This is a genomic window from Pantoea sp. YR525, assembly GCF_900116775.1.
GTDB lineage: Bacteria > Pseudomonadota > Gammaproteobacteria > Enterobacterales > Enterobacteriaceae > Pantoea > Pantoea symbiotica.
The window spans coordinates 739,468-766,167 of sequence record NZ_FPBU01000001.1 but is presented as its reverse complement, the minus strand read 5'-3'; the positions used below and the strand labels follow the sequence as shown (position 1 = coordinate 766,167).

Sequence of the window (26,700 nt, the reverse complement as noted above, 5' to 3'; positions counted from 1 at the left end):
CACGAACGAATTTGTCTCAGAACGGGCATGAGCCCGGTGGAATACCGGGCATCAAAAGAGATGTAAAATGTGTCCAGGTTTTGGGGTTCAGTGCAGCCAGGCGTCCTCTGCTCGGTCGCCGCAGCATGGTGCTGGAACTGCCTCAGCACCTGGCGAACGAAAGCCGCTCTGCGCTTAACTGAGCGGCATTACGCCATTCATGGCGACCTTTTTTTATTACGCGTACTTCACTGTAATCGACGCACTGGCCAGCGCATGGAAATGCACGTTAAAACCCACCATCGCGCCGCTCGCGCCTTCATCTACGTCAATCTTATCCGTATCCAGCGCATGCACCGTAAAGATGTAGCGATGGGATTCGCCCTGCGGTGGCGCTGCGCCGCCGTAGCCGGTTTGGCCGAAATCGGTGCGCGTCTGAATCGCGCTCTCCGGTAGTTCCGCCACGCCGGAACCGGCGCCCTGCGGCAACTCGGTGACTTCTGCCGGAATGTTCGCTACCACCCAATGCCACCAGCCGGAACCGGTTGGCGCGTCGGGATCGTAGCAGGTGACGACAAAGCTTTTAGTGCCCTCCGGCACATCATCCCACGCCAGATGCGGTGACACATTGTCGCCCTGGTAACCCATGCCGTTGAAAACGTGTCGCTCTGGCATCTTATCGCCGTCGTTAAAATCCTGGCTAACTACGCGCATGATCGCTCCTTATTGGTTGTGCAGTGCCCTCAATCATGGTGGAAATGCGCCGCAACATCCAGTGCCGCGCCGACCGCTTGCGTCAGTTTCGTCAGTTCGGCGGCAGAAATCAGATAAGGTGGCATCAGATAGATCAATCGTCCAAACGGACGAATCCACACGCCGCGCTCCACGAAGAAGTGCTGCAACGCCGCCATGTTCACCGGCTGATGGGTTTCGATCACGCCAATCGCGCCCAGCACGCGTGCGTCGGCCACCGCGTGATGACTGCGCAGCGGCAGCAGTTCAGCACGCAGCTGCTGTTCAATCTGTGCCACTTGCGATTGCCAATGCCCTTCATTCACCATTTTCAGACTTTCCACCGCCACCGCGCAGGCCAGCGGATTGCCCATAAAGGTGGGGCCGTGCATAAAGCAGCCTGCTGCACTGCGGCTGATGGTGTCCGCGACTTCACGCGTGGTCAGCGTGGCTGAGAGCGTCATGGTGCCGCCGGTCAGCGCTTTGCCGAGGCAGAGAATGTCCGGCGTGATGCCCGCATGGTCGCAGGCAAACAACTTGCCGCTGCGGCCAAATCCGGTGGCGATCTCATCGGCAATCAGCAGCAAACCGTAGCGATCGCACAGCGCGCGCACCTGCTGCAGATAGCGCGGATGGTAGAAACGCATGCCGCCAGCACCTTGCACAATCGGCTCCAGAATCACCGCCGCAATCTCGCGATGGTGGATTTCGGCCAGCTGCGCGAAATCGGCGAAATCCGCCTCGTTCCACGCATCATCGAAAGCACACTGCGGCGCGTTGGCGAACAGATGTTCCGGCAGATAGCCGCGCCACAGGCTGTGCATCGAATTTTCCGGATCGCACACCGACATCGCGGCAAAGGTATCGCCATGATAGCCGCGCTTCAGCGTGAGGAATTTCTGCCGCGTTTGGTTTCGTCCCAACCAGTATTGCAGCGCCATTTTCATCGACACTTCGACGGCGATCGAACCTGAATCGGCGAGGAACACGCACTCCAGCGCCTCAGGCGTCATGGCAACCAGCTGGCGGCTCAGTTCCACCGCCGCCGGATGGGTAATGCCGCCAAACATCACATGCGACATCTGCATCATTTGCTGCTGCAACGCCTGATTGAGGCGCGGATGGTTGTAGCCGTGAATCGCCGCCCACCACGACGACATGCCGTCCACCAGTTCACGTCCATCGGCCAGCTGCAGCTGACAGCCGTGCGCCGCCACAACCGGATAACAGGGCAGGGGATCGCGCATCGACGTGTAGGGATGCCAGATATGCTGGCGGTCAAAGTTGAGGTCGTCCTGAGTGAACATGTGAGTTGTAAACCATTTTAAAAAGATTTAGTTTACAAGTATAACCACGTTAATCGTCGGGATGAACCCCCTTTTTCTGGAGTAAGCAATGGCAAACCGCTGGACACTGACACAAGCTCAGGCACTTTTCGATAAACCTTTCCTTGAGTTGATGTTTGAAGCGCAGCAAGTGCATCGTCAACATTTCGATCCACGTCAGGTGCAGGTCAGCACGCTGCTATCGATCAAAACCGGCGCCTGCCCGGAGGACTGTAAATATTGTCCGCAGAGCGCGCGCTACAAAACCGGTCTGGAATCAGAACGGCTGATGGAAGTGGATGCGGTGCTGGAATCGGCGCGCAAAGCCAAAGCGGCGGGATCGAGCCGTTTCTGCATGGGCGCGGCGTGGAAAAACCCGCACGAGCGCGACATGCCTTACCTGCAGCAGATGGTACAGGGCGTGAAAGCGATGGGCATGGAAACCTGCATGACGCTCGGCACGCTGGATGGCAGCCAGGCACAGCGTCTTGCCGAAGCCGGGCTCGATTTCTATAACCATAACCTCGACACCTCGCCAGAGTTCTACGGCAACATCATCACCACGCGCAGCTATCAGGAACGTCTGGATACGCTGGATAAAGTGCGCGGCGCGGGCATCAAAGTGTGCTCAGGTGGCATCGTGGGGCTGGGTGAAACGGTGAAGGATCGCGCGGGCTTGCTGGTGCAGCTGGCGAATCTGCCGACGCCGCCTGAGAGCGTACCGATCAACATGCTGGTGAAGGTCAAAGGCACGCCGCTGGCCGATAACGACGACGTTGAACCCTTCGACTTCATCCGCACCATCGCGGTGGCGCGCATCATGATGCCATCCTCGCACGTGCGCCTTTCAGCCGGTCGCGAGCAGATGAGCGAACAAACTCAGGCGATGTGCTTTATGGCCGGTGCTAACTCAATCTTCTACGGCTGCAAACTGCTCACCACGCCAAACCCGGAAGAGGATAAAGACCTGATTCTGTTCCGCAAACTGGGCCTGAATCCTGAGCATACCGCGACAACCGCCGGTGACAACGAGCAGCAATATCAGCTCAGCGAGCAGCTGTTGCACGCGGATACCGAGCAGTTCTACAACGCGGCTGTGTAAATGGGCTGGTCACAACGTATCGATCAGGCGCTGGCGGCGCGGCGTGCCGCTGATGGCTGGCGGCTGCGGCGTCCCATTGAGCACAACAGCGTGCGGGAAATTACGCTCGAAGGGCAGCGCTATCGCCACTTCTCCAGCAACGACTATCTCGGCTTGAGTCAGCATCCGGCGGTGATCGCTGCCTGGCAGCAGGGCGCGGCCGAATCAGGCGCGGGTGCGGGTGCATCCGGTCATGTCACCGGCTACAGCCGCCATCATGCGCAGCTCGAAACGGAGCTGGCGGACTGGCTGGGCTATTCGCGCGCGCTGCTATTTATTTCGGGATTCGCCGCCAATCAGGCGGTGATCCATCTGCTGGCGGAAAAACAGGATCGCATCTTCACCGATAAGCTGGCGCACGCGTCACTGCTGGATGCCGCCAGCCACAGCCCGGCGAGTCTGCGTCGCTTTGCGCACAATCAGCCGGAAAGTCTGGCGAAGCTGCTGGCAACGCCGTCGGATGGCGGCACGCTGGTGGTGACCGAAGGCGTGTTCAGCATGGATGGCGACAGTGCACCGCTGGCAGCTATCGCAGAAGAGACGCGGCTCGGTAACGGCTGGCTGCTGGTGGATGATGCGCACGGCATCGGCGTCACCGGTGCGCAAGGGCGCGGCAGCTGCTGGCAGCAGCAGGTCAAGCCGGAACTGCTTATCGTCACCTTCGGCAAAGGGTTTGGCGTCAGCGGCGCGGCGCTGCTGTGTGATGACATCACTGCTGATTATGTCGAGCAGTTTTCACGCCATCTCATCTACTCCACCGCGATGCCACCGGCGCAGTGCTTCGCGCTGCTGGCGGCACTGCGGCAGATTCAACAAGGCGATGTGCTGCGCGAAAAACTGCACAGTCACATCGCGCGTTTCCGTGCGGGAGCCGCCGATTTGCCATGGCAATTAGGTGCCTCTGCAAGTGCCATCCAACCGCTGATCGTCGGTGAAAACAGCGCGGCGCTGGCGTTATCCCAGCGGCTGGCACAGGCCGGCTGCTGGGTGAGCGCCATTCGTCCACCGACCGTGCCGCCGGGCACCGCACGGCTGCGCATCACGCTTACCGCTGCGCATCACACCGATGATATTGATCGTCTGCTGGAGGCGCTGTATGACGCTGCAGGTTAACAAGCAGGCCGTGGCAAACGCTTTTGGTCGTGCGGCTGCGCATTACGAGCAGCACGCGCAGTTACAGCGGCTGAGCGGTGATGCGCTGCTGGCGCTGGCGCCCGCCGGTTTTGGCCCGCATCTGCTGGATGCTGGCTGCGGCACCGGCTGGTATAGCCGTTACTGGCGCGATCGCGGGCGCACGCTGACGGCGCTTGATCTGTCGCCCAACATGCTGCAAACCGCGCGCGATCAGCAATCGGCGCAGCACTATCTGCTGGGCGATATTGATGAGGTGCCGCTACCAGACGCCAGCGTTGACGGCGTGTGGAGCAATCTGGCGGTTCAGTGGAGCAGCGACTTGCACACCGCGCTGCTGCAGTTATTACGCGTCACGCGCCCAGGCGGCACGGTACTGTTTTCCACGCTGCTCGACGGGTCGCTGCACGAAGTGCATCACGCGTGGGCGCAACTGGATGGTCGTCAGCACGCCAACCGTTTCCTCAGCGCCGCGCAGTTTGACGCGGCCACCGCGACGCTGCCGATCGCTAAGCAGCAGCAGGTTATCACGCTGCATTTTCCCAGTGCGCTCAGCGCCATGCGCTCGCTGAAAGGCATTGGTGCCACGCATCTGCACGACGGACGCGGCGCCAGCGTACTGACGCGCGCTCAGTTGGCACAACTTGAGCAGCACTGGCCGCAGGATGAAGCCGGTTATCGCCTGAGTTATCACCTGATATATGGAGTTTTAAGCAAATGACACGCTGGTTTATTACCGGAACCGATACTGAAGTGGGTAAAACCGTGGCCAGCGGCGCGCTGCTGCAGGCGGCGAGCGCCACCGGTTTACGCACCGCAGGCTACAAGCCGGTGGCATCCGGCTGCGAGATCACGCCGCAAGGCATCCGCAACAGCGACGCGCTGGCATTGCAACGCTACAGCAGCCTGGCGTTAAGCTATGAGCAGGTGAACCCGCTGGCGTTTGTTGAGCCGACCTCGCCGCATATCATTAGCGCGGAAGAGGGCAGACCGATTACTTTTGCCACGCTGTCAGCGGGCTTGCGCGCGCTGGAGCAGCAGGCGGAATGGGTGTTAGTCGAAGGCGCAGGCGGATGGTTTACGCCGCTGTCGGAAACGCAAACGTACGCCGATTGGGTGGAAGCCGAGCAATTGCCGGTGATTCTGGTGGTGGGCGTGAAACTTGGTTGCATCAACCATGCGATGCTCACCGCCGAAGCGGTTAAAGCGCGCGGATTGCGTCTTGCGGGCTGGATTGCCAATGATATTCAACCGCCCGGCAAACGCCATCAGGAGTATATGGCCACGCTGCGTCAGCGCATTGATGCGCCGTTCCTTGGTGAGATTCCACATTTGAGCGATACGGCCGAACAGGCGGAATGTGGGCGTTATTTGACGTTGCCGCGATAAATAACCCAGGTCGCCATAAATGGCGACCCTACAAAACCACATCATGCTCCGTAGGGTCGCCATTCATGGCGACCTGGCTACATCGTCACGTCGCGGTCAGCCACTTATTCACCGTCAAATCATCCAGCTGCGCCACTTTGCCATGCGCCACGTTACGCCCACGATGCAGCAGCAGGAAATAGTCGGCGACGCGCCGGACAAACGACACGTGCTGCTCCAGCAGCAAAATGGTTAAACCATACTCACGGTTTAGCCGACGAATCAGATTGCCCATCTCCTCTTCCAGCCACGGCGACATCCCTTCCGTTGGCTCATCCAGAATCACCAGCTTGGGCTGCAGCACCAGCGCGCGCGCCAGTGCCAAATGTTGCTGCTGTTCCATCGGTAGCTCGCCGCTGCGCTGATGGCGCAATGAATAGAGCGCCGGAAACAGGTCAAACACCATTTCCGGAATGGCGCGGCTTCGATCGTCCTGCGCCGCCATCAGGGCGATCAGTAGGTTATCCTCCACGCTCATCTGCGAGAAAATATGCCGTCCTTGCGGCACGTAACCAATGCCGGTGCGCGCGCGCAGCTCGGCCGGTTGCAGCAGCAAATCTTCCGGTGGCGCGCCATCTTCCTGCCAGGTCATCGAGCCGCTGTTAATCGGCAGGCGGCCCATAATGCAGTTCACCAACGTGGTTTTGCCCATGCCGGGGCTGCCCAGCACGCCGGTGCAGGTGCCCGGCGGCAGATCGAGATCCACATCCCACAGAATGTGATTTTGACCGTAAAACTGATTCACCGAACGTAAACTCAGCATCTGACATACTCCTTCCAGATTATTAGCCTGAATGCTCCCGCTCTGTGTCGTCTGGCATACAGTCGTGCACGATTGATGGACACCGCTGTCGTCGGCAAGCGCCGATATGGACTCGTCACTCCATACAGCTAACACTGCAATTCCCAGGCCAGGTTAGGAATTTAACTCTTTCCAGGTCGGAAACCTGACAAATCAACCGCTAAAAGTTGAGAAACGCTTAACAATTGCCGGCGGTGATAAATGAGCTGCACTTTGACGGTGCTGACTGCTTAACGTTTCTGGTGCATTTGATCGTTCGTAAGGCAATAACCGGGGAAATAAATGGTCTTAAAGCCTGGCTTTTCTCCCGGCAAGGAGAGGTAAACAGGGAAAAAGAAGGGTTAATGCGACACGCAGGCGGAGAAAAATAAATGCGAAAAAATTTTTTTTCGCGCTTAAGAATGGGCGAGAGAAAATTATACACAGCCGATGGGCTCGGGGCTGGATTCACTTATCCACCATTACTGTGGATAACCTTGTGCATTAGCGACTGAAAACCGTGTGCAAGCGAGTAAATTCGCGGCCTTCATACATTATGATGAGAAACTGGGCTTTTGAGTCAATGTCAGTAAAAACAGCAGGTTAGTTAAAATCAAGCATGCGAATTATCTGGCTTGTCATCGGACTGCAATTTAATGACACTCTATTGACAAATGTTAAAAGCGTCCTCCGCTTGGGGATAACATTGCGCAACAAGAGCTTGCTGGCTGCCGCTTAAATTGCACTGAAGAAAATCGGCTTCAGGTTCCATTATCGTGCAAGGTTACTGTGATTATGTCCAGTGTTTTTTTCTGGCAAATTCGCCATAGCAGAGTAGAATTAGCAGCCTGCCCGCCGACTTCATCTGCTGGAACCGCTAAAACATGAGCAAAGCCTTTAAACTCAACTCCGCTTTCAAGCCTTCAGGCGATCAACCTGAGGCGATTCGCCGTCTCGAAGAGGGGCTGGAAGATGGACTCGCGCATCAAACGCTGTTGGGCGTGACGGGCTCTGGTAAAACGTTTACCGTGGCGAACGTGATTGCCGACCTCAACCGTCCGACGATGGTGCTGGCGCCGAATAAAACCCTGGCAGCGCAGCTCTACGGCGAGATGAAGGAGTTTTTCCCGGATAACGCGGTGGAGTTTTTCGTCTCTTATTACGATTACTATCAGCCTGAAGCCTATGTGCCGAGTTCTGACACCTTTATCGAGAAAGATGCCTCGGTGAATGAGCACATTGAGCAGATGCGTCTATCGGCGACCAAAGCGCTGCTGGAGCGTCGTGATGTGATTGTGGTGGCGTCGGTTTCGGCGATCTACGGTCTGGGCGATCCCGATCTCTACCTGAAAATGATGCTGCACCTGACGCGCGGCATGATTATCGATCAGCGCAGTATTCTGCGTCGCCTGGCGGAACTGCAATATACCCGCAACGATCAGGCCTTCCAGCGCGGTACCTTCCGCGTGCGCGGCGAAGTGATTGATGTGTTCCCGGCCGAATCGGATGACATCGCGCTGCGTATTGAGTTGTTCGATGAAGAAGTTGAAAGGCTGTCGCTGTTTGATCCGCTCACCGGCCAGATTGATTCCGTCATCCCACGCTTTACCGTCTATCCCAAAACGCACTACGTGACGCCGCGTGAACGCATTCTGCAAGCGATGGAAGAGATCAAAGATGAGCTGGTGATCCGCCGCAAAGTGCTGCTGGAGAACAATAAGCTGCTTGAAGAGCAGCGTATTTCTCAGCGTACGCAGTTCGATCTCGAAATGATGAACGAGTTGGGTTACTGCTCCGGTATCGAAAACTACTCGCGCTATCTCTCCGGTCGTGGACCGGGCGAGCCGCCGCCGACCTTGTTCGACTATTTACCGGCGGATGGCTTGCTGGTGGTCGACGAATCGCACGTCACTATTCCGCAGATCGGCGGTATGTATCGCGGTGACCGCGCGCGTAAAGAGACGCTGGTGGAATACGGTTTCCGCCTGCCGTCAGCGCTGGATAACCGTCCAATGCGCTTTGAAGAGTTTGAAGCAGCAGCGCCGCAAACCATTTATGTGTCGGCCACGCCGGGTAATTACGAGCTGGAAAAATCGGGCAGCGAAGTGATCGATCAGCTGGTGCGTCCAACCGGCCTGCTGGATCCGGTTCTGGAAGTGCGTCCGGTGGCGACGCAGGTCGACGATTTGCTGTCGGAAATCCGCAAGCGTGTTGAGATCAACGAGCGTGTGCTGGTGACCGTACTGACCAAGCGTATGGCGGAAGATCTCACCGAATACCTTGTGGAGCACGGCGAGAAGGTGCGCTATCTGCACTCGGATATCGATACCGTGGAACGTATGGAGATTATCCGCGATTTACGCCTCGGCGAATTTGATGTGCTGGTTGGCATCAACTTGCTGCGAGAAGGTCTGGATATGCCGGAGGTGTCGCTGGTGGCGATTCTCGATGCCGATAAAGAGGGCTTCCTGCGTTCCGAGCGTTCGCTGATTCAGACCATTGGCCGCGCCGCGCGTAACATCAACGGCCGGGCGATTCTCTACGCCGACAAAATCACGCCGTCGATGGAGCGCGCGATGGGCGAAACCGAGCGCCGTCGTGAGAAGCAGCAGAAATACAACGAAGAGAATGGCATTACACCGCAAGGGCTCAACAAGAAGATCACCGATATTCTTGAGCTCGGTAAAAACGTGGTGAAAACGCGCGGCAAAGGCAAAACCGCGTCACGCACTGCGGCAGAAGCCGAAGCTAACTATATGGCGCTTACGCCGCAGGCGATGCAGAAGAAAATTCACGAGCTGGAAGGGCAGATGCAGCAACACGCGCAGAACCTGGAGTTCGAAGAAGCCGCCAGCGTGCGCGATCAGTTACATCAACTGCGCGAGCTGTTTATTGCGGCTTCGTGATGGTTGTAGCGAGGTCGCCATAATCATGATGGTTGTAACCAGGTCGCCATAAATGGCGACCCTACACGGCCTGAATGGCGTGCTCCAGCGCGATACGCAGCAGCTGGCGGTCGTGGCGATATTTGATGTCGGCGGCTTCCAGTGGTTCGCGAATGATTAAACGCTCTTCCACGCCGCGAATATCGGCGGCCGGACTCACCACCACCGCATCAATCACCCGCTTGCCAATCGCTTTCTCCATAATCGCCAACTTATCGGCCACATTCAGGCTGGCTGCCGCCGGGCTCAGTTCGCGGCCCAGATTGCCAATAAACACCATGGTGGCTGGCGTGCGACGCAGCGCGCGCGCCATATCTTCCATCAGCAGAATCGGCATCAGGCTGGTGTAAAAACTGCCGGGACCAATCAGAATCAAATCCGCTTCGCCTATCGCCTCAATCGCTTCACGGGTTGGCAGTACGTTGGGATGCAACATCAACTCTTCGGGCGGCTGCTTCATCTCATCAATCGCGGTTTCGCCGTACACCATATTGCCTTCACCATCCTGCGCCACCAGGTCGACCGGCTGTTCCGACATCGGGATCAGAAACGCATCAACCTTAAGCAGATTACGAATGATATTGATCGCTTCCAGCGGGCGTACGCTTAGGTGATCGAGCGCTTTCAGCATCAGGTTGCCCAGGTTGTGGCCGGCCAACTCACCATTGCCGGTGAAGCGATACTCAAACATCGCAGTGGCGACGCTGGGTTCGGTAATCAACTGGTTGATGCAGTTGCGCATATCGCCCCACGCAATGCCGCCTTCCGAGCGGCGAATGCGGCCGGTGGATCCGCCGTTATCGGTGGTGGTGACAATACCGGTTAAGCGCGAGCCTAACGGTGCCAGCGCCGACATCACGCGGCCCAAACCGTGTCCGCCACCTAATGCCACTACGCGGTCCAAATCTGCCAGGGTTCGATTCATGTATCTCCTTTGTCACTGACGTCCTCGCGTTGAGGCGTAGTTGATCTGATGTGCATCAATATCTGTGATGCATTTTACCGTATCCTGTCGCGAAAATGCGGTGAAAAACACGTTATACATCAAGATATATAGCGAAATTCACTGATGGATGCGAATCGCTAATCGCGCTACCATTCGTTTTAACCGTGTTGTCCATAATGACAACAAACTCCCAAGCCTGGTTTCCTAAGTCGTTAAAGATATGGAATGCAGGCCGCAGCCTTGAGCTGCCAGGGTGCAGAAAGAAATGACTGCATCTCCCGACTTTGGAAAGGTGTTCAGGTGCCACAATTTACAGATGCCTACGCGCGCAGCTTTTACTATCTGCGCCTGTCGGTCACGGATGTGTGTAACTTCCGTTGTACCTACTGCTTGCCGAATGGCTACAAGCCGAACGGTTCGAACAATAAAAGCTTTCTCTCGCTGGATGAGATTCGTCGCGTGACGCGTGCCTTTGCGGCTGCGGGCACGGAAAAAGTGCGCCTGACGGGCGGCGAACCTTCTATGCGTCGTGATTTTACCGACATCATCGCCGCCGTGCGTGAAAACGCTGCCATTCGCCAGATCGCGATGACCACCAACGGTTACCGCATGGCGCGTGACGTACGTGCGTGGCGCGCCGCCGGTCTCACCCATATCAACGTCAGCGTCGACAGCCTCGACGCACGCCAGTTTCACGCCATTACCGGCCAGGACAAATTTGCCGAGGTGATGGCGGGAATCGACGCCGCCTTTGATGCCGGTTTTGAGAAGGTGAAAGTGAACAGCGTGCTGATGCGCGATGTGAACAGCCACAGTCTCAGCACCTTCCTTGAGTGGCTGCGCCTGCGACCAATTCAACTGCGCTTTATCGAACTGATGGAAACCGGCGAAGGCAGCGATCTGTTCCGCCGTCATCACATCTCCGGTGAAGTGATCCGCGATCAGCTGATCATGCAAGGTTGGCAACGCCAGCCGCGCGGTCGCAGCGACGGCCCGGCGCAGGTGTTCCGCCATCCCGATTATCAGGGCGAAGTGGGCCTGATCATGCCGTACGAGAAAGATTTCTGTGCCAGCTGCAACCGCCTGCGCGTCTCGGCGCTGGGCAATTTGCATCTGTGCCTGTTTGGCGATGGCGGCGTGTCGCTGCGCGATCTGCTGGCCTCTGACGATCAGCAAGATGCGTTGCAGGCACGGATTGCACACAGCCTTGGACAGAAAAAGCAGACGCATTTCCTGCATCAGGGCAACACCGGCATCACACAAAATCTCTCCTTTATTGGTGGCTAAACACAGGAGTTACGGCCATGGGTAAACCTTCTGGCGAATTTGTCGCCATAAATGTGGCGGTGATGACCGTCTCGGATAGCCGCGATGCCAGCAATGACACATCGGGCGATTATCTGCGTGAAGCGCTGGCGGAAGCCGGGCATCAGGTGGTGGATCGCACGATTGTGCCGGATAACCGCTATCGCATTCGCGCCACGGTGTCGCGCTGGATCGCCAGCGACGATGTGCAAGTGGTGATCGTGAACGGCGGCACCGGCTTCAACAGCAAAAACAGCACGCCAGAAGCGTTGCTGCCGCTGCTGGACCGCGAAATCGAAGGCTTTGGCGAGCTGTTCCGCATGATCTCCTATGAAGAGATCGGCAGCTCGACGCTGCAGTCGCGCGCGGTGGCTGGATTAGCCAATCAGACGCTGATTTTTGCCGTGCCGGGATCGACCAACGCCTGCCGCAGCGCCTGGGAACGCATTATTGAAGATCAGCTGGATGCGCGTACGCGTCCGTGTAATTTCGTCTCACATTTGAAGAAGTTGTAAGCATGTCATCGTTAACTCATATCAATGCCGCTGGCGAAGCCCACATGGTGGATGTCTCTGGCAAAACCGAAACGGCACGCGAAGCGCAGGCCGAAGCGCTGGTGCTGATGAGCGCCGAAACGCTGCAGATGATTATTGACGGCAGCCATCACAAAGGTGACGTCTTCGCCACCGCGCGCATCGCCGGTATTCAGGCGGCAAAACGTACCTGGGAACTGATTCCGCTCTGTCATCCGCTGATGCTGAGCAAAGTAGAAATCAGTTTGATTGCTGAACCTGAGCACAATCGCGTGCGCGTCACCTCGCTGTGTCGTCTGACCGGCAAAACCGGCGTCGAGATGGAAGCGTTGACGGCGGCTTCCGTCGCGGCGCTGACCATCTATGACATGTGCAAAGCGGTGCAAAAAGACATCGTCATCGACCAATTGCGTTTGCTGACTAAAAGCGGCGGCAAGTCCGGCGACTTCAAGGCGGTGAGCCATGATTAAGGTGCTGTTTTTTGCTCAGGTGCGTGAATTGACCGGCACCAGCTCACTTGATTTGGCTCCAGAATATGATGACGTCGCGACATTGCGCGCGGCGTTAGCGGAGAAGGGCGATCGCTGGGCGCTGGCGCTGGAATCTGGCAAGCTGCTGGCGGCGGTAAACCAAACGCTGGTGCCGATGACTCATCCGCTGCGTGCCGGTGATGAAGTGGCCTTTTTCCCGCCGGTCACTGGAGGCTGATGATGGAAACGCGGATTCGTGTGGGTTCAGAGCCTTTTAACGTCGGCGAAGAGTATGAAAAACTCGCCGCCCATGACAGCGACGGCGCGGTCGTAACTTTTACCGGCAAAGTGCGCAATCACAATCTCGGCGCTAGCGTGGCGGCTTTGACGCTGGAGCACTATCCCGGCATGACGGAAAAAGCGCTGGCCGATATCGTTGAAGATGCGCGTCAGCGCTGGGCGCTGCAGCAGGTCACGGTAATTCATCGCGTTGGCGAACTGTTCCCCGGCGATGAAATTGTGTTTGTGGGCGTCAGCAGCGCGCATCGTAGCAGCGCCTTCGCTGCCACTGAGTTCATCATGGATTACCTGAAAACCCGCGCACCGTTCTGGAAGCGCGAAGCTACCGCTGCAGGCGATCGCTGGGTCGATGCCCGCGACAGCGATCATCAGGCCGCTGAGCGCTGGAGCTAGCGCGCAAAATCCTCCGGCTCCGATAGCGGCAGGCCACTGAAAACGTTAAGGTACGGTTTTTGTTGGCGTCAGGGAGCAGGATGAACACGAGCAAGATGATGAAAGGCGCAGCATTGCTGACTGCGCTGGTGCTGGTTGGTTGTAGCAGCAAAAAAGAGCCGCAGGCGCCTGCGCGTCAGCCCGCCGATGTTAAAAGCCAAATCCAGCAGTTGTTGCCCAGCGACGTGAAGCAAAAGTCCGCCTGGGCCGACGACATCTATACCGCGTTCCGCGTGCAGCAAATCGATGCCAGCGTCAGCAACATCTGCGCGGTAATTGCCGTCACCGATCAGGAGTCCAACTTCAGTGCTGATGCGGAAGTACCAGGCTTACCGAAAATCGCCTGGGGCGAAATCGATCGCCGCGCCGCCAAAGTACACGTTCCGGCATTTCTGGTGCGCACCGCGCTGCTGATCAAATCGCCGAACGGTGAAAGCTATGCCGCGCGTCTGGATAAAGTGCGCAGCGAGAAAGAACTGAGCGCCATCTTTGATGATTTCATCGATATGGTGCCGATGGGGCAGAAACTGTTTGGCAACCTTAACCCGATTCATACCGGCGGGCCGATGCAGGTCAGCATTGAGTTTGCGGAAGCGCACGCCAAAGGCTATCCGTATGCGGTTGACGGTTCGATTCGTCGAGAAGTCTTCACCCGTCGCGGTGGTATCTACTTCGGCACGCTGCATCTGCTTGGCTATCCGGCCGATTACAGCCAGCCGCTTTATCGCTTCGCCGACTTCAACGCCGGTTGGTACGCCAGCCGCAACGCGGCATTTCAGGCAGCGATTGCGCGCGCCAGCGGCATCAAGCTGGAACTGGATGGCGATTTGATTATGTATGGCAGCGAGCAGGCCGGCTCCACCGAACTGGCGGTACGCAGCCTGAGCAAGCAGCTGGATATGAGCAATCGTGAAATCCGCCGCGATCTGGAGAAGGGCGACACTGAAGATTTTGCCAAAAGCACGCTGTGGAAGCAGACCTTTATCCTTGCCGATAAGATGGCCGGAAAACGTCTGCCGCGCGAAATGCTGCCGGGCATCAAGCTGGAGAGCCCGAAAATCACCCGCAATCTCACCACCGCGTGGTTTGCCCAGCGCGTTAATGGCCGCTATCAACAGTGCTTGACGCGCCGTTGACGCAAACGGGTGTACACTCCACACTTACAGAGTTTGTTAACGTAACAGCTAATGAGGCGCTTCATGGATCGATATCCACGTAATGATTCAATCGTGCAGCAGGCATCCACCTCGCTGCAGACCTACATGGCGCAGGTATATGGCTGGATGACCTGCGGCTTGCTGCTCACCGCGTTTGTTTCGTGGTTTGCTGCCCGCACACCTGCAGTAATGGAACTGGTGTTTGCTAACCGAATCACTTTCTTTGGTCTGATCATCGCGCAGCTGGCGTTGGTGTTTGTGCTGTCTGGCATGGTGCAACGGATGAGCGGCGCGGTCGCCACCGCGCTGTTTATGCTCTATTCGGCGCTGACTGGCCTGACGATGGCAAGTATTTTCCTCGTCTACACCTACTCATCGATTGCCAGCACCTTCTTTGTGACGGCCGGGATGTTTGGTGCCATGAGCTTCTACGGTTACACCACCAAGCGCGACCTGAGCCGTTTTGGCAGCCTGCTGTTTATGGCGCTGATCGGTATTTTGCTGGCGTCGCTGGTGAACTTCTGGTTGAAAAGCCCGGCACTGATGTGGGCGATCACCTATATCGGCGTGGTGGTGTTTGTCGGCTTAACCGCCTATGACACGCAGAAGCTGAAGGCGATTGGCGAGAACATCAACGTCAATGATAAAGAGAACCTGCGTCGCACTTCCATCATGGGCGCGCTGACGCTGTATCTCGACTTTATCAACCTGTTCCTGATGCTGCTGCGCATCTTCGGCAACCGCCGCTAAGTCTCGTGTATCTTCGTAGGGTCGCCATTCATGGCGACCGGGTCGGCATAAATGCCGACCCTACGAGGATATTTACCGCGAAACCGATTTCTCCATCTTCTGCTCATTCTTCTGCCGCAAATGCTTCGCGCGGCTCTCCAGCCACAAATAGAGCACCAGCGCCACCAACAGCGGCAGAATAAAATAGAGCACGCGATAAGCCAGCAGCGCCGCGATAATGCTGCCGTGCGAAGCATGTTGCCCACTCAGCAGCGCCAAAAATACCGCCTCCAGTACGCCAATCCCGGCCGGAATATGAATAATCACGCCCGCGATACTGCTTATCAACAGCACGCCCAGCACAATCGGATAATCCACCTGACGCGCCAGCAGCAGCCAGATAATCATGCCCATCACCATCCAGTTGGCGCAGGAGACGGCAAACTGGAACAGCGCCATGCGCAGCGAAGGCAGCTGCAGATGCTGGCCTTTTACCGTCCAGCGACGCTTCTTCGCAAAGGCGCACGCCCACAAATAGACCGCCACCATCACCAGCAGCACTGCGCCAATAATGCGCAGCGTGGTTTCGCCAATGAACCAGCCGGAAGGAATCGGCACCATGCCCGCCGCAAACACCACGCCGGCCAGCAGAATATAGCCTAGCCAGTTGGTGGCGATGCTCAGCGAGAAAATGCGCGTAATGGTGTTGCCCGGCAAACCGAGTCGCGAGTAGAGCCGATAACGCATCGCCACGCCGCCAACCCAGGTGCTGAGCGTCAGGTTGAAGGCATAACAGATAAACGACACCAGCATCACCTGACGCTTCGCCAGCTTATGGCCGCAGTACGCGCGTCCAATCAGGTCGTAAAGGCCATAAGTCAGATAACTCACCACCACCAGCGCGGCAGCGCTCAGCACCACATAGCGGTTGTAGCCGACGATGACGGTATAGACATCTTCCCAGTTCACCTTGCGCGCATACACCACCAGCAGCACAATCACCGCGATAAAAAACAGCCAGGTGAGGATTTTTTTCGCCAGTTGCCAGCGCGGATTCTTTTTCGACATTAAGGTTTCGCTCCTGGATTATCAGCTTCAACCCGATCCTGGGTTTCCATTTCAGGTTGCACCGGTGGCGCAACCTGCGACAAGCGCGGCGTATGCGCAGGCAACCAACCGGCGATAGCCGGGAAGTGGCGTAAAAAGTGGAACACAATCACGCCTTTGGTCAGTTGCCACCAGTTGCGCGGCGGCAACTTGTCATCCTCCACGCGCACGCAGTCCTGCTGAATCAGCAATTCCAGATTGTCGCGCAGCGTCTGGTTGAAGGCGCGATCGTGCACCATCAAATTGGCTTCAAGATTGAGGGATAAACTCAGCGGATCGAGGTTGCTCGAGCCGACGGTGGACCACTGCTGATCCTGCACCGCAATTTTGCCGTGCAGCGGGCGGCGGCAGTATTCATACACTTCTACGCCGCCATCGACCAAATAGTTGTACAGCAGCTCGGCACCAACTTTAACGATCGGCATATCGGGTTCGCCCTGCACAATCAGCCTGACGCGCACGCCGCGCTGTGCTGCGCTGCGCATCTCACGCAGCAAACGATAGCCGGGGAAGAAGTAGGCGTTGGCGATGATCACATCCTTCTGGGCTTTGCGCAGCATGGCGAGATAGTGCTGCTCAATGTCGTCGCGGTGTTCGTCGTTATCGCGATAGACAAACAGCACCTGCGCTTCACCGGGCATGGCGTTAACCGCCGGACGATGTGAACGCGCGCCCCACCAGCGCCGCGTGTGCTGTTCGCTGCCCATCTGTTGCTGCACGTATTGGGCAATATCCAAAACCACCGGACCTTTCACCTCCACCGCATAATCTTGTTTGGCTTGCGCGCCAAAATCGATGTTGTGCTCGGCGGAGAAGTTGATGCCGCCGACAAAGGCGATCGCTTCATCGATCACCACGATTTTGCGGTGCAAACGACGAAACACGTTGGTGCGCATGCCGAGCACCAACGGACGCGGATCGTAATAGATAAAGCGCACGCCAGCGGCGGTCAGGCTATTAACAAATCGATCGGAGAGATCCGGCGAGCCGTAACCATCGACCATCACTTCAACTTTCACTCCACGCTGCGCTGCGTTAAGCAACGCTTCGTGCAGGTCGTTACCCACTTCATCTTCAAACAGAATAAAGGTTTCCAGCAGCAGCGTGCGCTCAGCGCGCTGAATCGCGCCCAACACGCGCGGGAAAAATGCGTCACCGTTCTCAAGCAAACGGAGTTGATTACCGTCGCGCCAATTGAAACTCATAGGAAAATCTCCACCGCTAATGGCGCATGATCGGACAGGTGTGACCAGGGTTTAACCGGCAGCGCCCACGGACGACTCACCGTTGCGTTGCGGATGTAGATACGATCAAGCCGTAAAAGCGGGAAACGCGCCGGGAAGGTGCGGGCAGGGCGGCCGGTTTTGATACTGAACACTTCCTCTAAGCCCACCGCGCGCTTGAGAAAGCGATTGGCGCTGACCTGCCAGTCATTAAAATCACCGGCCACCACCAATGGCGCATCGGGCGGCAGCGTATCGATGAAGTCGCACATCATCTTCATCTGCGCCTGGCGATGCTTCTCTTTCAGACCGAGATGCACGCAGAACACATGCAGCGGCTCCGCCCGATCCGGCAGGCGAATTTGGCAGTGCAACATGCCGCGCTTTTCACTTCCGGCGACGGAAATATCGCGGTTTTCATATTCAACGATGGGAAATCGTGACAATATCGCGTTCCCGTGATGTCCTTCGGGATAAACGGCGTTGCGGCCATAGGCGAAATCGTCCCACATGGTATCGGCCAGAAACTCGTAATGTGAGGTTTCCGGCCAGTTTTCGATGTGCAGTGAATGGATAGCGTGGGTGCCCATCACCTCTTGCAGGAAGACAATATCCGCTGATGTCGCGCGGACAGCGTCGCGCAATTCCGGCAGGATAAAGCGGCGATTAAAGCTGGTGAACCCCTTGTGGGTATTGATCGTCAGGACTTTAAATGAAAATCCTTGCGTATTTTGTGGCATACTTCGACGCGCTCCTTTTCATCATCAACAGCACAAAGTGTAGTCTTTGTCACAAATGGGTGGTGTTAAGGGCAGAAAATTAGGGCGTAATCCGAAATTTGCTTTACATTGAGGACGTTCGTCTGGCCTCCAGCCAGATACACTTGGGCGACCTGTTGGGTCTGCCAGGAGAAGAGAATGAAATGGTCTAATCGTGTTCAGATTGTTACCGGACAAACCTGTTTGCACATTGCAATGCACCTGCTGGTGATTGCCGCGCTGGTTTGGGGCTGGAAACATAGGGCGCTGGTTGAAGTGAGCAGTACCCTGGTGGCAGCTTATGCGGTGGTATTTATTACCATGCTGGTCATGCAGCGTAGTGCCCGTTTACGTAGAATGGGTGATTCCCTCGAAGAGGTGACCACCACGTACTACTTTGGCGCAGCGATGTTAACGCTGTTCCTGATCTCCCGCTTTATCCACAACAACCTGCTGATTGGTATCCTCGGCGTGGTGATGTTGGTGGGACCGGCGCTGGTATCACTGCTGGCGAAAGAGCCGGTCCAGCGCATCGAGAAGAAGCGCAGTTGATCGATTAGGGACCGCAACCCCGCGGACCTGACAAAAGGAGCCAAATGCGGCTCCTTTTTTTATGGATGCTGTACGCGCGGAAAGCTGCTAAACTCGCGCCCTTACGCATGGTAGTTTGTGCCCTTTTCACACGTGAGCCCCGCGCTTGCGTCATATCCCTCCTGAAAACTACATCGCTTACGGCGATCAGGACGGTTCGGAGTAATACACCTGCATGTCATTTGACTCTCTCGGCTTAAGTGCCGATATTTTGCGTGCGGTAGCAGAACAAGGCTACCAAGAGCCGACGCCGATTCAGCGTCAGGCAATTCCTGTGGTGCTGGCTGGTCGTGACCTGCTGGCGAGCGCCCAAACCGGCACCGGTAAAACCGCCGGCTTTACGCTGCCGTTGCTGCAGCGTCTGACTGCAAAACCGTCTACGGCGCGTGGCCGCCGTCCGGTGCGTGCGCTGATCCTGACCCCGACCCGCGAACTGGCGGCTCAGGTTGGCGAGAACGTGCGTGAGTACAGCCAATATCTGGATATCCGTTCGCTGGTGGTCTTCGGCGGCGTGAGCATCAACCCGCAGATGATGAAACTGCGCGGCGGCGTTGACGTGCTGGTAGCAACACCGGGCCGTCTGCTCGATCTGGCACACCAGAACGCGGTTGATCTGTCACAGGTTGAAATCCTTGTGCTGGATGAAGCGGATCGTATGCTCGACATGGGCTTCATCCACGACATCCGTCGCGTTCTGGCGCGTCTGCCTGCTAAGCGTCAGAACCTGCTGTTCTCTGCCACCTTCTCTGACGAGATCAAAACACTGGCGGAAAAACTGCTCACCAACCCAGAACAGGTTGAAGTTGCGCGTCGTAACACCGCATCTGAGCAGGTTTCCCAGCAAGTGCATTTCGTGGATAAGAAGCGCAAGCGGGAACTGCTGTCGCTGATGATTGGCCGTGATAACTGGCAGCAAGTGCTGGTCTTCACCCGTACCAAACACGGCGCCAATCACCTGGCTGAACAGCTGAACAAAGACGGCATCACTGCTGCCGCGATCCACGGCAACAAGAGCCAGGGCGCACGTACTCGTGCATTGGCTGACTTCAAATCTGGCGGCATTCGCGTGTTGGTTGCCACCGACATCGCGGCGCGTGGTCTGGATATCGAAGAGCTGCCACACGTGGTGAACTACGAGCTGCCAAACGTGGCGGAAGATTACGTGCACCGTATCGGTCGTACCGGCCGTGCGGCTGCTACCGGCGCGGCACTGTCGCTGGTGTGTGTTGATGAACACAAACTGCTGCGTGACATTGAGCGTCTGCTGAAGCGTGAAATCCCACGCATCGAGCTACCTGGTTTCGAAGTCGATCCAAGCATCAAAGCCGAGCCAATCCAAAACGGTCGTCAGCAGCAGGGCGGCGGTCGCGGTCAGGGTGGACGTGGTCAAGGTCAGGGTCGCGGACAGGGCGGCAACGTTTCTCGTCCACACAGCGGCAATGCACCTCGTCCGCAGGGTGAAGCGCGTTCAGCGCGTCGTCCAGCGCAGGGCGCAAGCCAGGCCGCGCCAGCCGCCAACAGCGGTCGTCGTCGTCCGGCACCGAAGAAAACCGGGAACGCCTAACGTCATGAGGGTTTTGCTGGCGCCGATGGAGGGCGTGCTCGATTCGCTGGTGCGTGAGCTGCTCTCCGGGGTTAATGATTATGACTTATGCGTGACCGAGTTTTTGCGCGTGGTCGATCAGCTGCTGCCGGTAAAATCCTTCTATCGTTTGTGTCCTGAGCTGCATAACCACAGCCGCACGCCGTCAGGCACGCGCGTTCGCATGCAGCTGCTCGGGCAATATCCTGAGTGGCTGGCAGAGAACGCCGCGCGCGCGGTGGAACTCGGTTCCTGGGGCGTTGATCTCAACTGCGGTTGTCCGTCGAAGCTGGTAAACGGCAGCGGCGGCGGAGCCACCTTGCTGAAAGATCCCGAACTGATCTATCGCGGCGCGAAAGCGATGCGTGAAGCGGTGCCGGATCATCTGCCGGTGACGGTGAAAGTGCGCCTTGGCTGGGATTCCGGCGATCGTCGCTTTGAAATCGCCGATGCGGTGCAGCAAGCCGGTGCCAGCGAATTAGTGGTGCACGGTCGTACCAAAGAAGATGGCTATCGCGCCGAAAGCATTAACTGGCAGGCGATTGGCGAAATCCGCCAGCGTCTGCGCATTCCGGTGATCGCCAACGGTGAAATCTGGAACTGGCAGGACGCGCAGGATTGCATGCGCATTACCGGCTGCGATGCGGTGATGATTGGGCGCGGTGCGCTTAACGTGCCGAATCTGGCGCGCGTGGTGAAGTACAACGAAGCGCCGATGCCGTGGTCTGACGTGGTCGCATTGTTGCTGAAGTACACTCTGCTGGAAAAGCAGGGCGATACCGGCATGTATCACGTGGCGCGCATTAAGCAGTGGCTTGGCTACCTGCGCAAGGCGTATCACCAAGCTGACGGCTTGTTCAGCGAAGTTCGCACCCTCAAAGTCTCCGCCGAAATCGCCACCGCGATTGAGCGGCATGCATCAGCGATAATCGTTTAATACCGCAAAACCATTATCGGATCGCCATTCATGGCGAAATGCTGCGCACCCTACGAAAATCGCGCCAATCATTTGTAGGGTCGCCATTCATGGCGACCTTATCATACAAGTGCATATAAACTTTATAACTAAAAAATCCGCGATCTATTAGCAGGCTAAGGTTATAGTTGTCGTTCAATTTCATCATCATGCCCGACGCCACCTTCCATGTCTGACGCCGCTGTACTGAGTAACGCTCAGTTAAATAAACGTATTCTCTCCGTCATTGTCTTCACCTTCTTTTGCTACCTTTCGGTGGGTTTGCCGCTCGCGGTGCTGCCGGGCTTTGTGCATAACCAGCTTGGATTCAGCTCGTTTATCGCCGGATTAATCATCAGTCTGCAATACTTCGCCACGCTTTTAAGTCGCCCGCACTCCGGTCGTCTGGCGGATCGCTACGGTCCAAAACGCGTGGTGATGATGGGATTGGTGTTCTGCGGCATGAGCGGCGTGTTATCGATTATCGCCGCGCTGTGCAGCGATATGCCGCTGCTGAGCCTGGCGCTGCTGGCGGCGGGGCGCCTGTTCCTCGGCGTCGGTGAAAGTTTTAGCAGCACCGGATCGACGCTGTGGGGCATGAACATTGTCGGCCCGCTGCAAACCGCGCGCGTGATCTCATGGAACGGCGTGGCGACCTATTTCGCCATGGCGATTGGTGCTCCGCTCGGCGTGCTGCTCAATCAATGGTTTGGCATCAGCGGCTTTGCCGGTTTGGTGGCGATCATGGGCGTTGCCGGATTCTGGATGGCGAGCCGCAAAGCGGGCGTCAGCGTCACCGCCGGAGTGCGCATTCCGTTTCATCGCGTGGTCAGCCGCGTGTGGATGTTTGGCCTGGCGCTCGGTTTTGGCACCATCGGCTTCGGCGTAATCTCCACCTTTATCACCCTCTATTTCGCCAGCCGCGACTGGAGCGGTGCCGCGTTCGCGCTGACGCTGTTCAGCCTCGGCTTTGTGATTGTGCGCCTCGGTTTTGGTCGCTACATCACGCGTTTTGGTGGCCTGAAGGTGGCGCTGGTGTCGTTCGTGCTGGAGTGTGCCGGCTTGCTGCTGATTTGGCAGGCCGACAGCATCTGGCTGGTGGATTTGGGCGCGTTCCTTACCGGCGGCGGTTTCTCGCTGGTGTTCCCGGCGCTCGGCGTGGAAGCGGTGAAGCGCGTCCAGCAGCAGGATCAGGGGTCGGCGCTTGGCACCTATTCGGCGTTTCTCGATTTAGGGCTGGGATTAACCGGGCCGGTAGCGGGCTTGCTGATTGGTCATTGGGGCATGCAGTCGGTTTATCTGGCGGCGGCGCTGATGGTGCTTGGCGCGTTTGCCATCACGCTGCGCCTGCACCAACAGCACGGCCGCCAGACGGCCGCGCAAGCGCTTTAGTATTTCTCCGGCACCACCATATGCTCGGGTACCGGCGCGCGGCGATAGTCTTCAGAACGTTCGCGCGGCGGTAACATAATCGGTTTGGCTTCGCTCTCTTCGTACGGCATCTGCTGCAGCAAATGGCTGATGCAGTTGAGTCGCGCACGCTTCTTATCCACGCCTTGCACCACCCACCACGGCGCTTCGGGGATGTTGGTGCGCTCCAGCATCTCCTCTTTCGCCTCGGTGTAATCTTCCCAGCGACGACGGCTTTCGAGATCCATCGGGCTCAGTTTCCACTGTTTGAGCGGATCGTGAATGCGGCTGAGGAAGCGCAATTCCTGCTCTTCATCGGTGATTGAGAACCAGTATTTGATGATCTGGATGCCGCTGCGCGTCAGCATTTTTTCAAACTCCGGCACGCTGCGGTAAAACTCTTCCACTTCATCTTCGTTGCAGAAACCCATAACGCGCTCAACGCCCGCACGGTTGTACCAGCTGCGGTCAAACATCACGATCTCACCGGCGGCCGGCAGATGGGCGATATAGCGCTGAAAATACCACTGCGTTTTCTCGCGATCGTTGGGCGCGGGCAGGGCGGCTACACGACAGGTGCGCGGATTGAGACGCTGAGTGATACGTTTGATTACGCCGCCTTTTCCCGCCGCATCGCGCCCTTCAAACAGAATTACCACGCGATGTCCGGTGCGCATCACCCAATCCTGCAGCTTGACCAGCTCGCCTTGCAGATGCAGCAGCTCGCGGAAATAACGACGACGAAAGGCTTTATCGTCATCAGCCTGCGGCTCGCCGCTGTCGTTAAAACGCAGGTCATCCAGCTCCATCTCCAGCTCTTCGTCGTAGCTGTCGTAAAACTCCTGCAGCAGACGCTGATTAAAGGTCTCGCTGTGGAAGCTATTGTCGTGTGTCGCCATTATTTTCTCCCGTTACAGGTGGATAAACAGGGCGTAAAGGAGCCCCGAAAGTAAAACAGAAACCGGCAGCGTCAGCACCCACGCCATCGCCAGATTGCGGATGGTGGAAAGTTGCAAACCTGAACGGTTGGCGGCCATCGAACCGGCGACGCCTGAAGAGAGCACATGCGTGGTGGAAACCGGCAGGCCAAACACATCAGCCGCGCCGATGGTCGCCATTGCCACCAGCTCGGCGCTGGCCCCTTGCGCGTAGGTGAGATGGGTTTTACCGATGCGTTCACCCACCGTTACCACAATGCGACGCCAGCCGACCATGGTGCCGAGGCCCAGCGCTATCGCCACCACCACTTTCACCCACATCGGGATAAAGCGCGTGGCGGCATCCAGCTCTTTCTTCACCGCCGCCAGGTTGCGCGCGGTCTCTTCCGGTAGCGTCACCTTGGCATTTTGCAGATGCTTGATGGTTTCCGATGCCAGATACATGTCGTTTCGCGTGTTGGTCACCGCCTGCGCCGGGATATTCTCCACCGCGCCGTAGCGACGAATCTGATCGCCAATATCGCCGAGCATCATGCCGAGCGCCGGTAACACTTGCGGGCGATTTTGGTTGGTGCGCACAAATTCGGTCAGCACTTCACGCGGCGCGGGCATGGCAGCGGGCGCGGGTTGCAGCGTTAGCAGCTGCTGTTCCGTCACCTGAGTTAAGGCGGCGACGCGCGGAATCTGCTCCGGCGGCAGCGAGCGGTTCAGCGCATAGGCAATCGGCATGGTGCCGACCAGAATCAACATGATTAATCCCATGCCTTTTTGGCCGTCATTCGAGCCATGCGCGAAAGAGACGCCGGTGCAGGTGAGGATCAGCAAGCCGCGAATCCATACCGGCGGCGGCTGATTGCCCTTAGGCGCTTCATACAGCTGGCGATTGCGGATAAAGGCTTTCATCGCCAGCAGAAGCAGGGCGGCACAGACGAAGCCAACAATCGGCGATAGCAGCAATGCGTAACCGACTTTAATCGCCTGATCCCAGTCCACGCCGCTGGTGCCGCTGCGACCATGCAGCAAGGCGTTCGCCACGCCGACGCCGATGATCGAACCGATCAGCGTATGCGAAGAGGAGGCCGGCAAACCAAAATACCAGGTGCCGAGGTTCCAGATAATCGCCGAGAACAGCAGCGCATACACCATGGCAAAGCCGTGGCCGCTGCCCGCTTGCAGAATCAATTCCACCGGCAACAGCGAGATGATGCCGAACGCCACCACGCCGCTGGAGAGCAGCACGCCCAAAAAGTTACAGAAACCGGACCACATCACCGCCACGCCCGGCGACAGCGAATGGGTGTAGATCACCGTGGCGACGGCGTTGGCGGTATCGTGGAAACCGTTCACAAATTCAAAGCCGAGCGCGATGATTAGCGCCACGCCAAGCAGCACGAACGGCGTATAACTGGTGACCGGCGCGCCGGTCTCTTCCACGTCATTAAACAGGTTAATGCCGGCATACATCAGGCCAGCGATCAGCAACAGTACAAAGATCAGGCGTGAGGCTGGACCGTTGCCGCGGTTAAGGTTCGGGCGTCCGCTGTGGGACGAGGAGGTCGATGCAGGTAAACTGTTTTCAGCCATAAAACACCTCAGTGTTAAATCACGATGCTCGAACGGCATCCGTTAATGGCAGTGTGATACGTGCTTTGTATGACAGAATGATGATGGCGATCACGCTGTGTCATCGTGCTGCAACAAAGCTGTCGCACGCTGTGGATCTGACCGCTGCGGAATGACCTGCTAATGCTCCAGCCCGTACTACCACTCGCCTCGCTGCCGGACTTCAACAATGAAGTCGCCGGATTGATTCACGGTTATCTGTTTACCCCCGCGTCCCCGCCCCAGCGCCTCAATGCGCGTGAAGCGGCCCAGCTGGCGCAGCAGCAGCTGCCGGAGTCGTACTTTATCTGGCTGCACATCAACCTTAATCACGCACGTGCGGAGCGTTGGGTTCAGGACCACTTTGGCGTAGACCACGATTTTTTTGACGAGATACATTCGGCTTCGCCGCGCACCCGTTTAGCCCATCAAAATGATGCGCTGCTGGCGGTGCTCAATGACGTGACTTTCAGTAAAGAGGAGCGCAGCACGCAGAACGCCACGCTGTGGATGTGGTGCTGCCCGCGTGTGGTGGTCACCGCGCGTTTTCGCCCGGTTGGCATGATTGAACGCATGCATCAGCAGATGGATCGGCTGAAGTTCGCCGAGCCGGATGCGATGCTGCTGTGGCTGCTTGGCGAGCAGGAAGCGCAGCTGGAGCAAGTGGTGCGGCGATCCAGTCAGGCGGTGGATGCGATTGAAGAGCGGTTGCTGAGTGCGGCGATCAAAACCAATCGCCGCGAGCTGGGGCAACTGCGTCGCATGCTGCTGCGCGTGCAGCGTTTACTGGCACCGGAACCGGCGGCGCTGTTTCGCCTGTTGAATCGTCCGCCCAAATGGCTGAAGCGCGAACCGTTAGGCGAGCTGCGGATTTTCACCGAAGAGTTCAGCGTGGCGCTGAATGACCTGGCGAGTTTGATGGAGCGGATTCGTTTGTTGCAGGAAGAGATCGCCGCGCGATTAATGGAGCAGAGTAACCGCACGCTGTTTTTGCTGACGGTGATTACCGTGCTGGCGCTGCCGATCAATATCGTGGCGGGATTTTTTGGGATGAACGTGGGCGGGATTCCGCTGGCGAATAATCCGCACGGTTTTTTGCTGCTGGTGTTGGTGGTGCTGGCGTTTACGCTGGTGGCGGGGTGGCTGGCGTTTCGACGACCGCGTGATTGATTTGGCCAGGTCGCCATAAATGGCGACCCT

General features: G+C 57.4%; 26 protein-coding genes and 1 riboswitch. Of the genes, 17 read left to right on the top strand and 9 right to left on the bottom strand.

Features of this window, described 5'->3' with window-relative positions; translation table 11 throughout:
- Positions 1 to 216 precede the first annotated feature (216 nt).
- Positions 217 to 693, bottom strand: a complete 477-nt coding sequence (locus tag BM323_RS03520; protein ID WP_008102716.1) for a kinase inhibitor — start codon at positions 691 to 693, stop codon at positions 217 to 219.
- A gap of 29 nt (positions 694 to 722) precedes the next feature.
- Positions 723 to 2,018, bottom strand: a complete 1,296-nt coding sequence (bioA, locus tag BM323_RS03515) for an adenosylmethionine--8-amino-7-oxononanoate transaminase (protein ID WP_008102715.1) — start codon at positions 2,016 to 2,018, stop codon at positions 723 to 725.
- 88 nt (positions 2,019 to 2,106) lie between these two features.
- On the opposite strand from bioA, the gene bioB reads away from it, so the two are divergent.
- The 4 genes from bioB to bioD are packed head-to-tail and all read left to right on the top strand — an operon-like array spanning position 2,107 to position 5,697.
- Positions 2,107 to 3,138 (top strand): biotin synthase BioB, encoded by a 1,032-nt coding sequence (gene bioB / locus BM323_RS03510; protein ID WP_007890608.1) that lies wholly within the window; start codon positions 2,107 to 2,109, stop codon positions 3,136 to 3,138.
- Positions 3,139 to 4,290, top strand: a complete 1,152-nt coding sequence (gene bioF, locus BM323_RS03505; protein WP_091003238.1) for an 8-amino-7-oxononanoate synthase — start codon at positions 3,139 to 3,141, stop codon at positions 4,288 to 4,290. It begins immediately after the preceding gene.
- Complete coding sequence (gene bioC / locus BM323_RS03500) at positions 4,274 to 5,029, top strand: malonyl-ACP O-methyltransferase BioC (RefSeq protein WP_008102711.1); 756 nt, start codon at positions 4,274 to 4,276, stop codon at positions 5,027 to 5,029. Before bioF ends, bioC begins: the two co-directional genes overlap by 17 nt.
- Entirely contained in the window at positions 5,026 to 5,697 is a 672-nt protein-coding gene (bioD, locus tag BM323_RS03495) for a dethiobiotin synthase (RefSeq protein WP_008102710.1), read from the top strand. The genes bioC and bioD overlap by 4 nt, the downstream gene beginning before the upstream one ends.
- A gap of 85 nt (positions 5,698 to 5,782) precedes the next feature.
- On the opposite strand, the gene BM323_RS03490 is transcribed toward bioD, so the two are convergent.
- Positions 5,783 to 6,499, bottom strand: coding sequence for an ABC transporter ATP-binding protein (locus BM323_RS03490; protein ID WP_008102708.1), 717 nt, complete (start codon positions 6,497 to 6,499; stop codon positions 5,783 to 5,785).
- 902 nt (positions 6,500 to 7,401) lie between these two features.
- On the opposite strand from BM323_RS03490, the gene uvrB reads away from it, so the two are divergent.
- Positions 7,402 to 9,423, top strand: coding sequence for an excinuclease ABC subunit UvrB (gene uvrB / locus BM323_RS03485; RefSeq protein ID WP_008102704.1), 2,022 nt, complete (start codon positions 7,402 to 7,404; stop codon positions 9,421 to 9,423).
- A 61-nt stretch (positions 9,424 to 9,484) separates the two neighbouring features.
- On the opposite strand, the gene yvcK is transcribed toward uvrB, so the two are convergent.
- Positions 9,485 to 10,387 (bottom strand): gluconeogenesis factor YvcK family protein, encoded by a 903-nt coding sequence (gene yvcK / locus BM323_RS03480; protein ID WP_008102701.1) that lies wholly within the window; start codon positions 10,385 to 10,387, stop codon positions 9,485 to 9,487.
- A gap of 196 nt (positions 10,388 to 10,583) precedes the next feature.
- A riboswitch (molybdenum cofactor riboswitch) is annotated at positions 10,584 to 10,719 on the top strand.
- On the opposite strand from yvcK, the gene moaA reads away from it, so the two are divergent.
- The 7 genes from moaA (at position 10,709) to BM323_RS03445 (ending at position 15,355) form a co-directional block, all read left to right on the top strand.
- Positions 10,709 to 11,695 (top strand): GTP 3',8-cyclase MoaA, encoded by a 987-nt coding sequence (moaA, locus tag BM323_RS03475; protein ID WP_008102699.1) that lies wholly within the window; start codon positions 10,709 to 10,711, stop codon positions 11,693 to 11,695. (Overlaps the previous riboswitch by 11 nt.)
- Positions 11,696 to 11,712: 17 nt before the next feature.
- Positions 11,713 to 12,228, top strand: a complete 516-nt coding sequence (gene moaB / locus BM323_RS03470; protein ID WP_008102697.1) for a molybdenum cofactor biosynthesis protein B — start codon at positions 11,713 to 11,715, stop codon at positions 12,226 to 12,228.
- A 2-nt stretch (positions 12,229 to 12,230) separates the two neighbouring features.
- Entirely contained in the window at positions 12,231 to 12,716 is a 486-nt protein-coding gene (gene moaC, locus BM323_RS03465; protein WP_008102696.1) for a cyclic pyranopterin monophosphate synthase MoaC, read from the top strand.
- Positions 12,709 to 12,954 carry a molybdopterin synthase sulfur carrier subunit gene (gene moaD, locus BM323_RS03460; RefSeq protein ID WP_008102694.1) on the top strand — a complete coding sequence of 82 codons (246 nt, stop codon included), beginning with the start codon at positions 12,709 to 12,711 and terminating at the stop codon, positions 12,952 to 12,954. Before moaC ends, moaD begins: the two co-directional genes overlap by 8 nt.
- A 2-nt stretch (positions 12,955 to 12,956) precedes the next feature.
- Entirely contained in the window at positions 12,957 to 13,409 is a 453-nt protein-coding gene (moaE, locus tag BM323_RS03455; protein WP_008102692.1) for a molybdopterin synthase catalytic subunit MoaE, read from the top strand.
- Positions 13,410 to 13,489: 80 nt separating this feature from the next.
- The gene (locus BM323_RS03450; RefSeq protein ID WP_008102689.1) at positions 13,490 to 14,584 is read left to right on the top strand and encodes a DUF1615 domain-containing protein; all 1,095 of its coding nucleotides are present in this window, start codon (positions 13,490 to 13,492) and stop codon (positions 14,582 to 14,584) included.
- 63 nt (positions 14,585 to 14,647) lie between these two features.
- Entirely contained in the window at positions 14,648 to 15,355 is a 708-nt protein-coding gene (locus BM323_RS03445; protein ID WP_008102687.1) for a Bax inhibitor-1/YccA family protein, read from the top strand.
- A gap of 72 nt (positions 15,356 to 15,427) precedes the next feature.
- On the opposite strand, the gene BM323_RS03440 is transcribed toward BM323_RS03445, so the two are convergent.
- The 3 genes from BM323_RS03440 to BM323_RS03430 are packed head-to-tail and all read right to left on the bottom strand — an operon-like array spanning position 15,428 to position 18,404.
- Positions 15,428 to 16,402: a lysylphosphatidylglycerol synthase domain-containing protein gene (locus tag BM323_RS03440; protein WP_008102686.1), complete on the bottom strand. Its 975-nt coding sequence runs from the start codon at positions 16,400 to 16,402 to the stop codon at positions 15,428 to 15,430.
- Positions 16,402 to 17,646, bottom strand: a complete 1,245-nt coding sequence (clsB, locus tag BM323_RS03435; RefSeq protein WP_008102683.1) for a cardiolipin synthase ClsB — start codon at positions 17,644 to 17,646, stop codon at positions 16,402 to 16,404. The genes BM323_RS03440 and clsB overlap by 1 nt, the downstream gene beginning before the upstream one ends.
- On the bottom strand, positions 17,643 to 18,404 hold the full coding sequence (locus BM323_RS03430; protein WP_008102681.1) for an endonuclease/exonuclease/phosphatase family protein: 762 nt from the start codon (positions 18,402 to 18,404) through the stop codon (positions 17,643 to 17,645). Before BM323_RS03430 ends, clsB begins: the two co-directional genes overlap by 4 nt.
- A 177-nt stretch (positions 18,405 to 18,581) precedes the next feature.
- On the opposite strand from BM323_RS03430, the gene BM323_RS03425 reads away from it, so the two are divergent.
- From BM323_RS03425 to BM323_RS03410, 4 genes are all read left to right on the top strand, one after another.
- Positions 18,582 to 18,974 carry a YbhQ family protein gene (locus BM323_RS03425; protein WP_007890591.1) on the top strand — a complete coding sequence of 131 codons (393 nt, stop codon included), beginning with the start codon at positions 18,582 to 18,584 and terminating at the stop codon, positions 18,972 to 18,974.
- Between the two features lie 214 nt (positions 18,975 to 19,188).
- Positions 19,189 to 20,577 (top strand): ATP-dependent RNA helicase RhlE, encoded by a 1,389-nt coding sequence (gene rhlE / locus BM323_RS03420; protein WP_008102680.1) that lies wholly within the window; start codon positions 19,189 to 19,191, stop codon positions 20,575 to 20,577.
- A 4-nt stretch (positions 20,578 to 20,581) separates the two neighbouring features.
- Entirely contained in the window at positions 20,582 to 21,532 is a 951-nt protein-coding gene (dusC, locus tag BM323_RS03415) for a tRNA dihydrouridine(16) synthase DusC (RefSeq protein WP_008102678.1), read from the top strand.
- Positions 21,533 to 21,739: 207 nt separating this feature from the next.
- Positions 21,740 to 22,942, top strand: coding sequence for an MFS transporter (locus tag BM323_RS03410; protein WP_008102673.1), 1,203 nt, complete (start codon positions 21,740 to 21,742; stop codon positions 22,940 to 22,942).
- On the opposite strand, the gene ppk2 is transcribed toward BM323_RS03410, so the two are convergent.
- Positions 22,939 to 23,859 carry a polyphosphate kinase 2 gene (ppk2, locus tag BM323_RS03405; RefSeq protein WP_008102671.1) on the bottom strand — a complete coding sequence of 307 codons (921 nt, stop codon included), beginning with the start codon at positions 23,857 to 23,859 and terminating at the stop codon, positions 22,939 to 22,941. The two genes, BM323_RS03410 and ppk2, sit on opposite strands and share 4 nt — an antisense overlap.
- Positions 23,860 to 23,871: 12 nt before the next feature.
- Positions 23,872 to 25,482, bottom strand: a complete 1,611-nt coding sequence (locus BM323_RS03400; RefSeq protein ID WP_008102669.1) for an inorganic phosphate transporter — start codon at positions 25,480 to 25,482, stop codon at positions 23,872 to 23,874.
- 162 nt (positions 25,483 to 25,644) lie between these two features.
- Between BM323_RS03400 and BM323_RS03395 the strand changes: the two genes are divergently transcribed.
- Positions 25,645 to 26,670: a transporter gene (locus BM323_RS03395; protein ID WP_008102665.1), complete on the top strand. Its 1,026-nt coding sequence runs from the start codon at positions 25,645 to 25,647 to the stop codon at positions 26,668 to 26,670.
- Positions 26,671 to 26,700 lie beyond the last annotated feature (30 nt).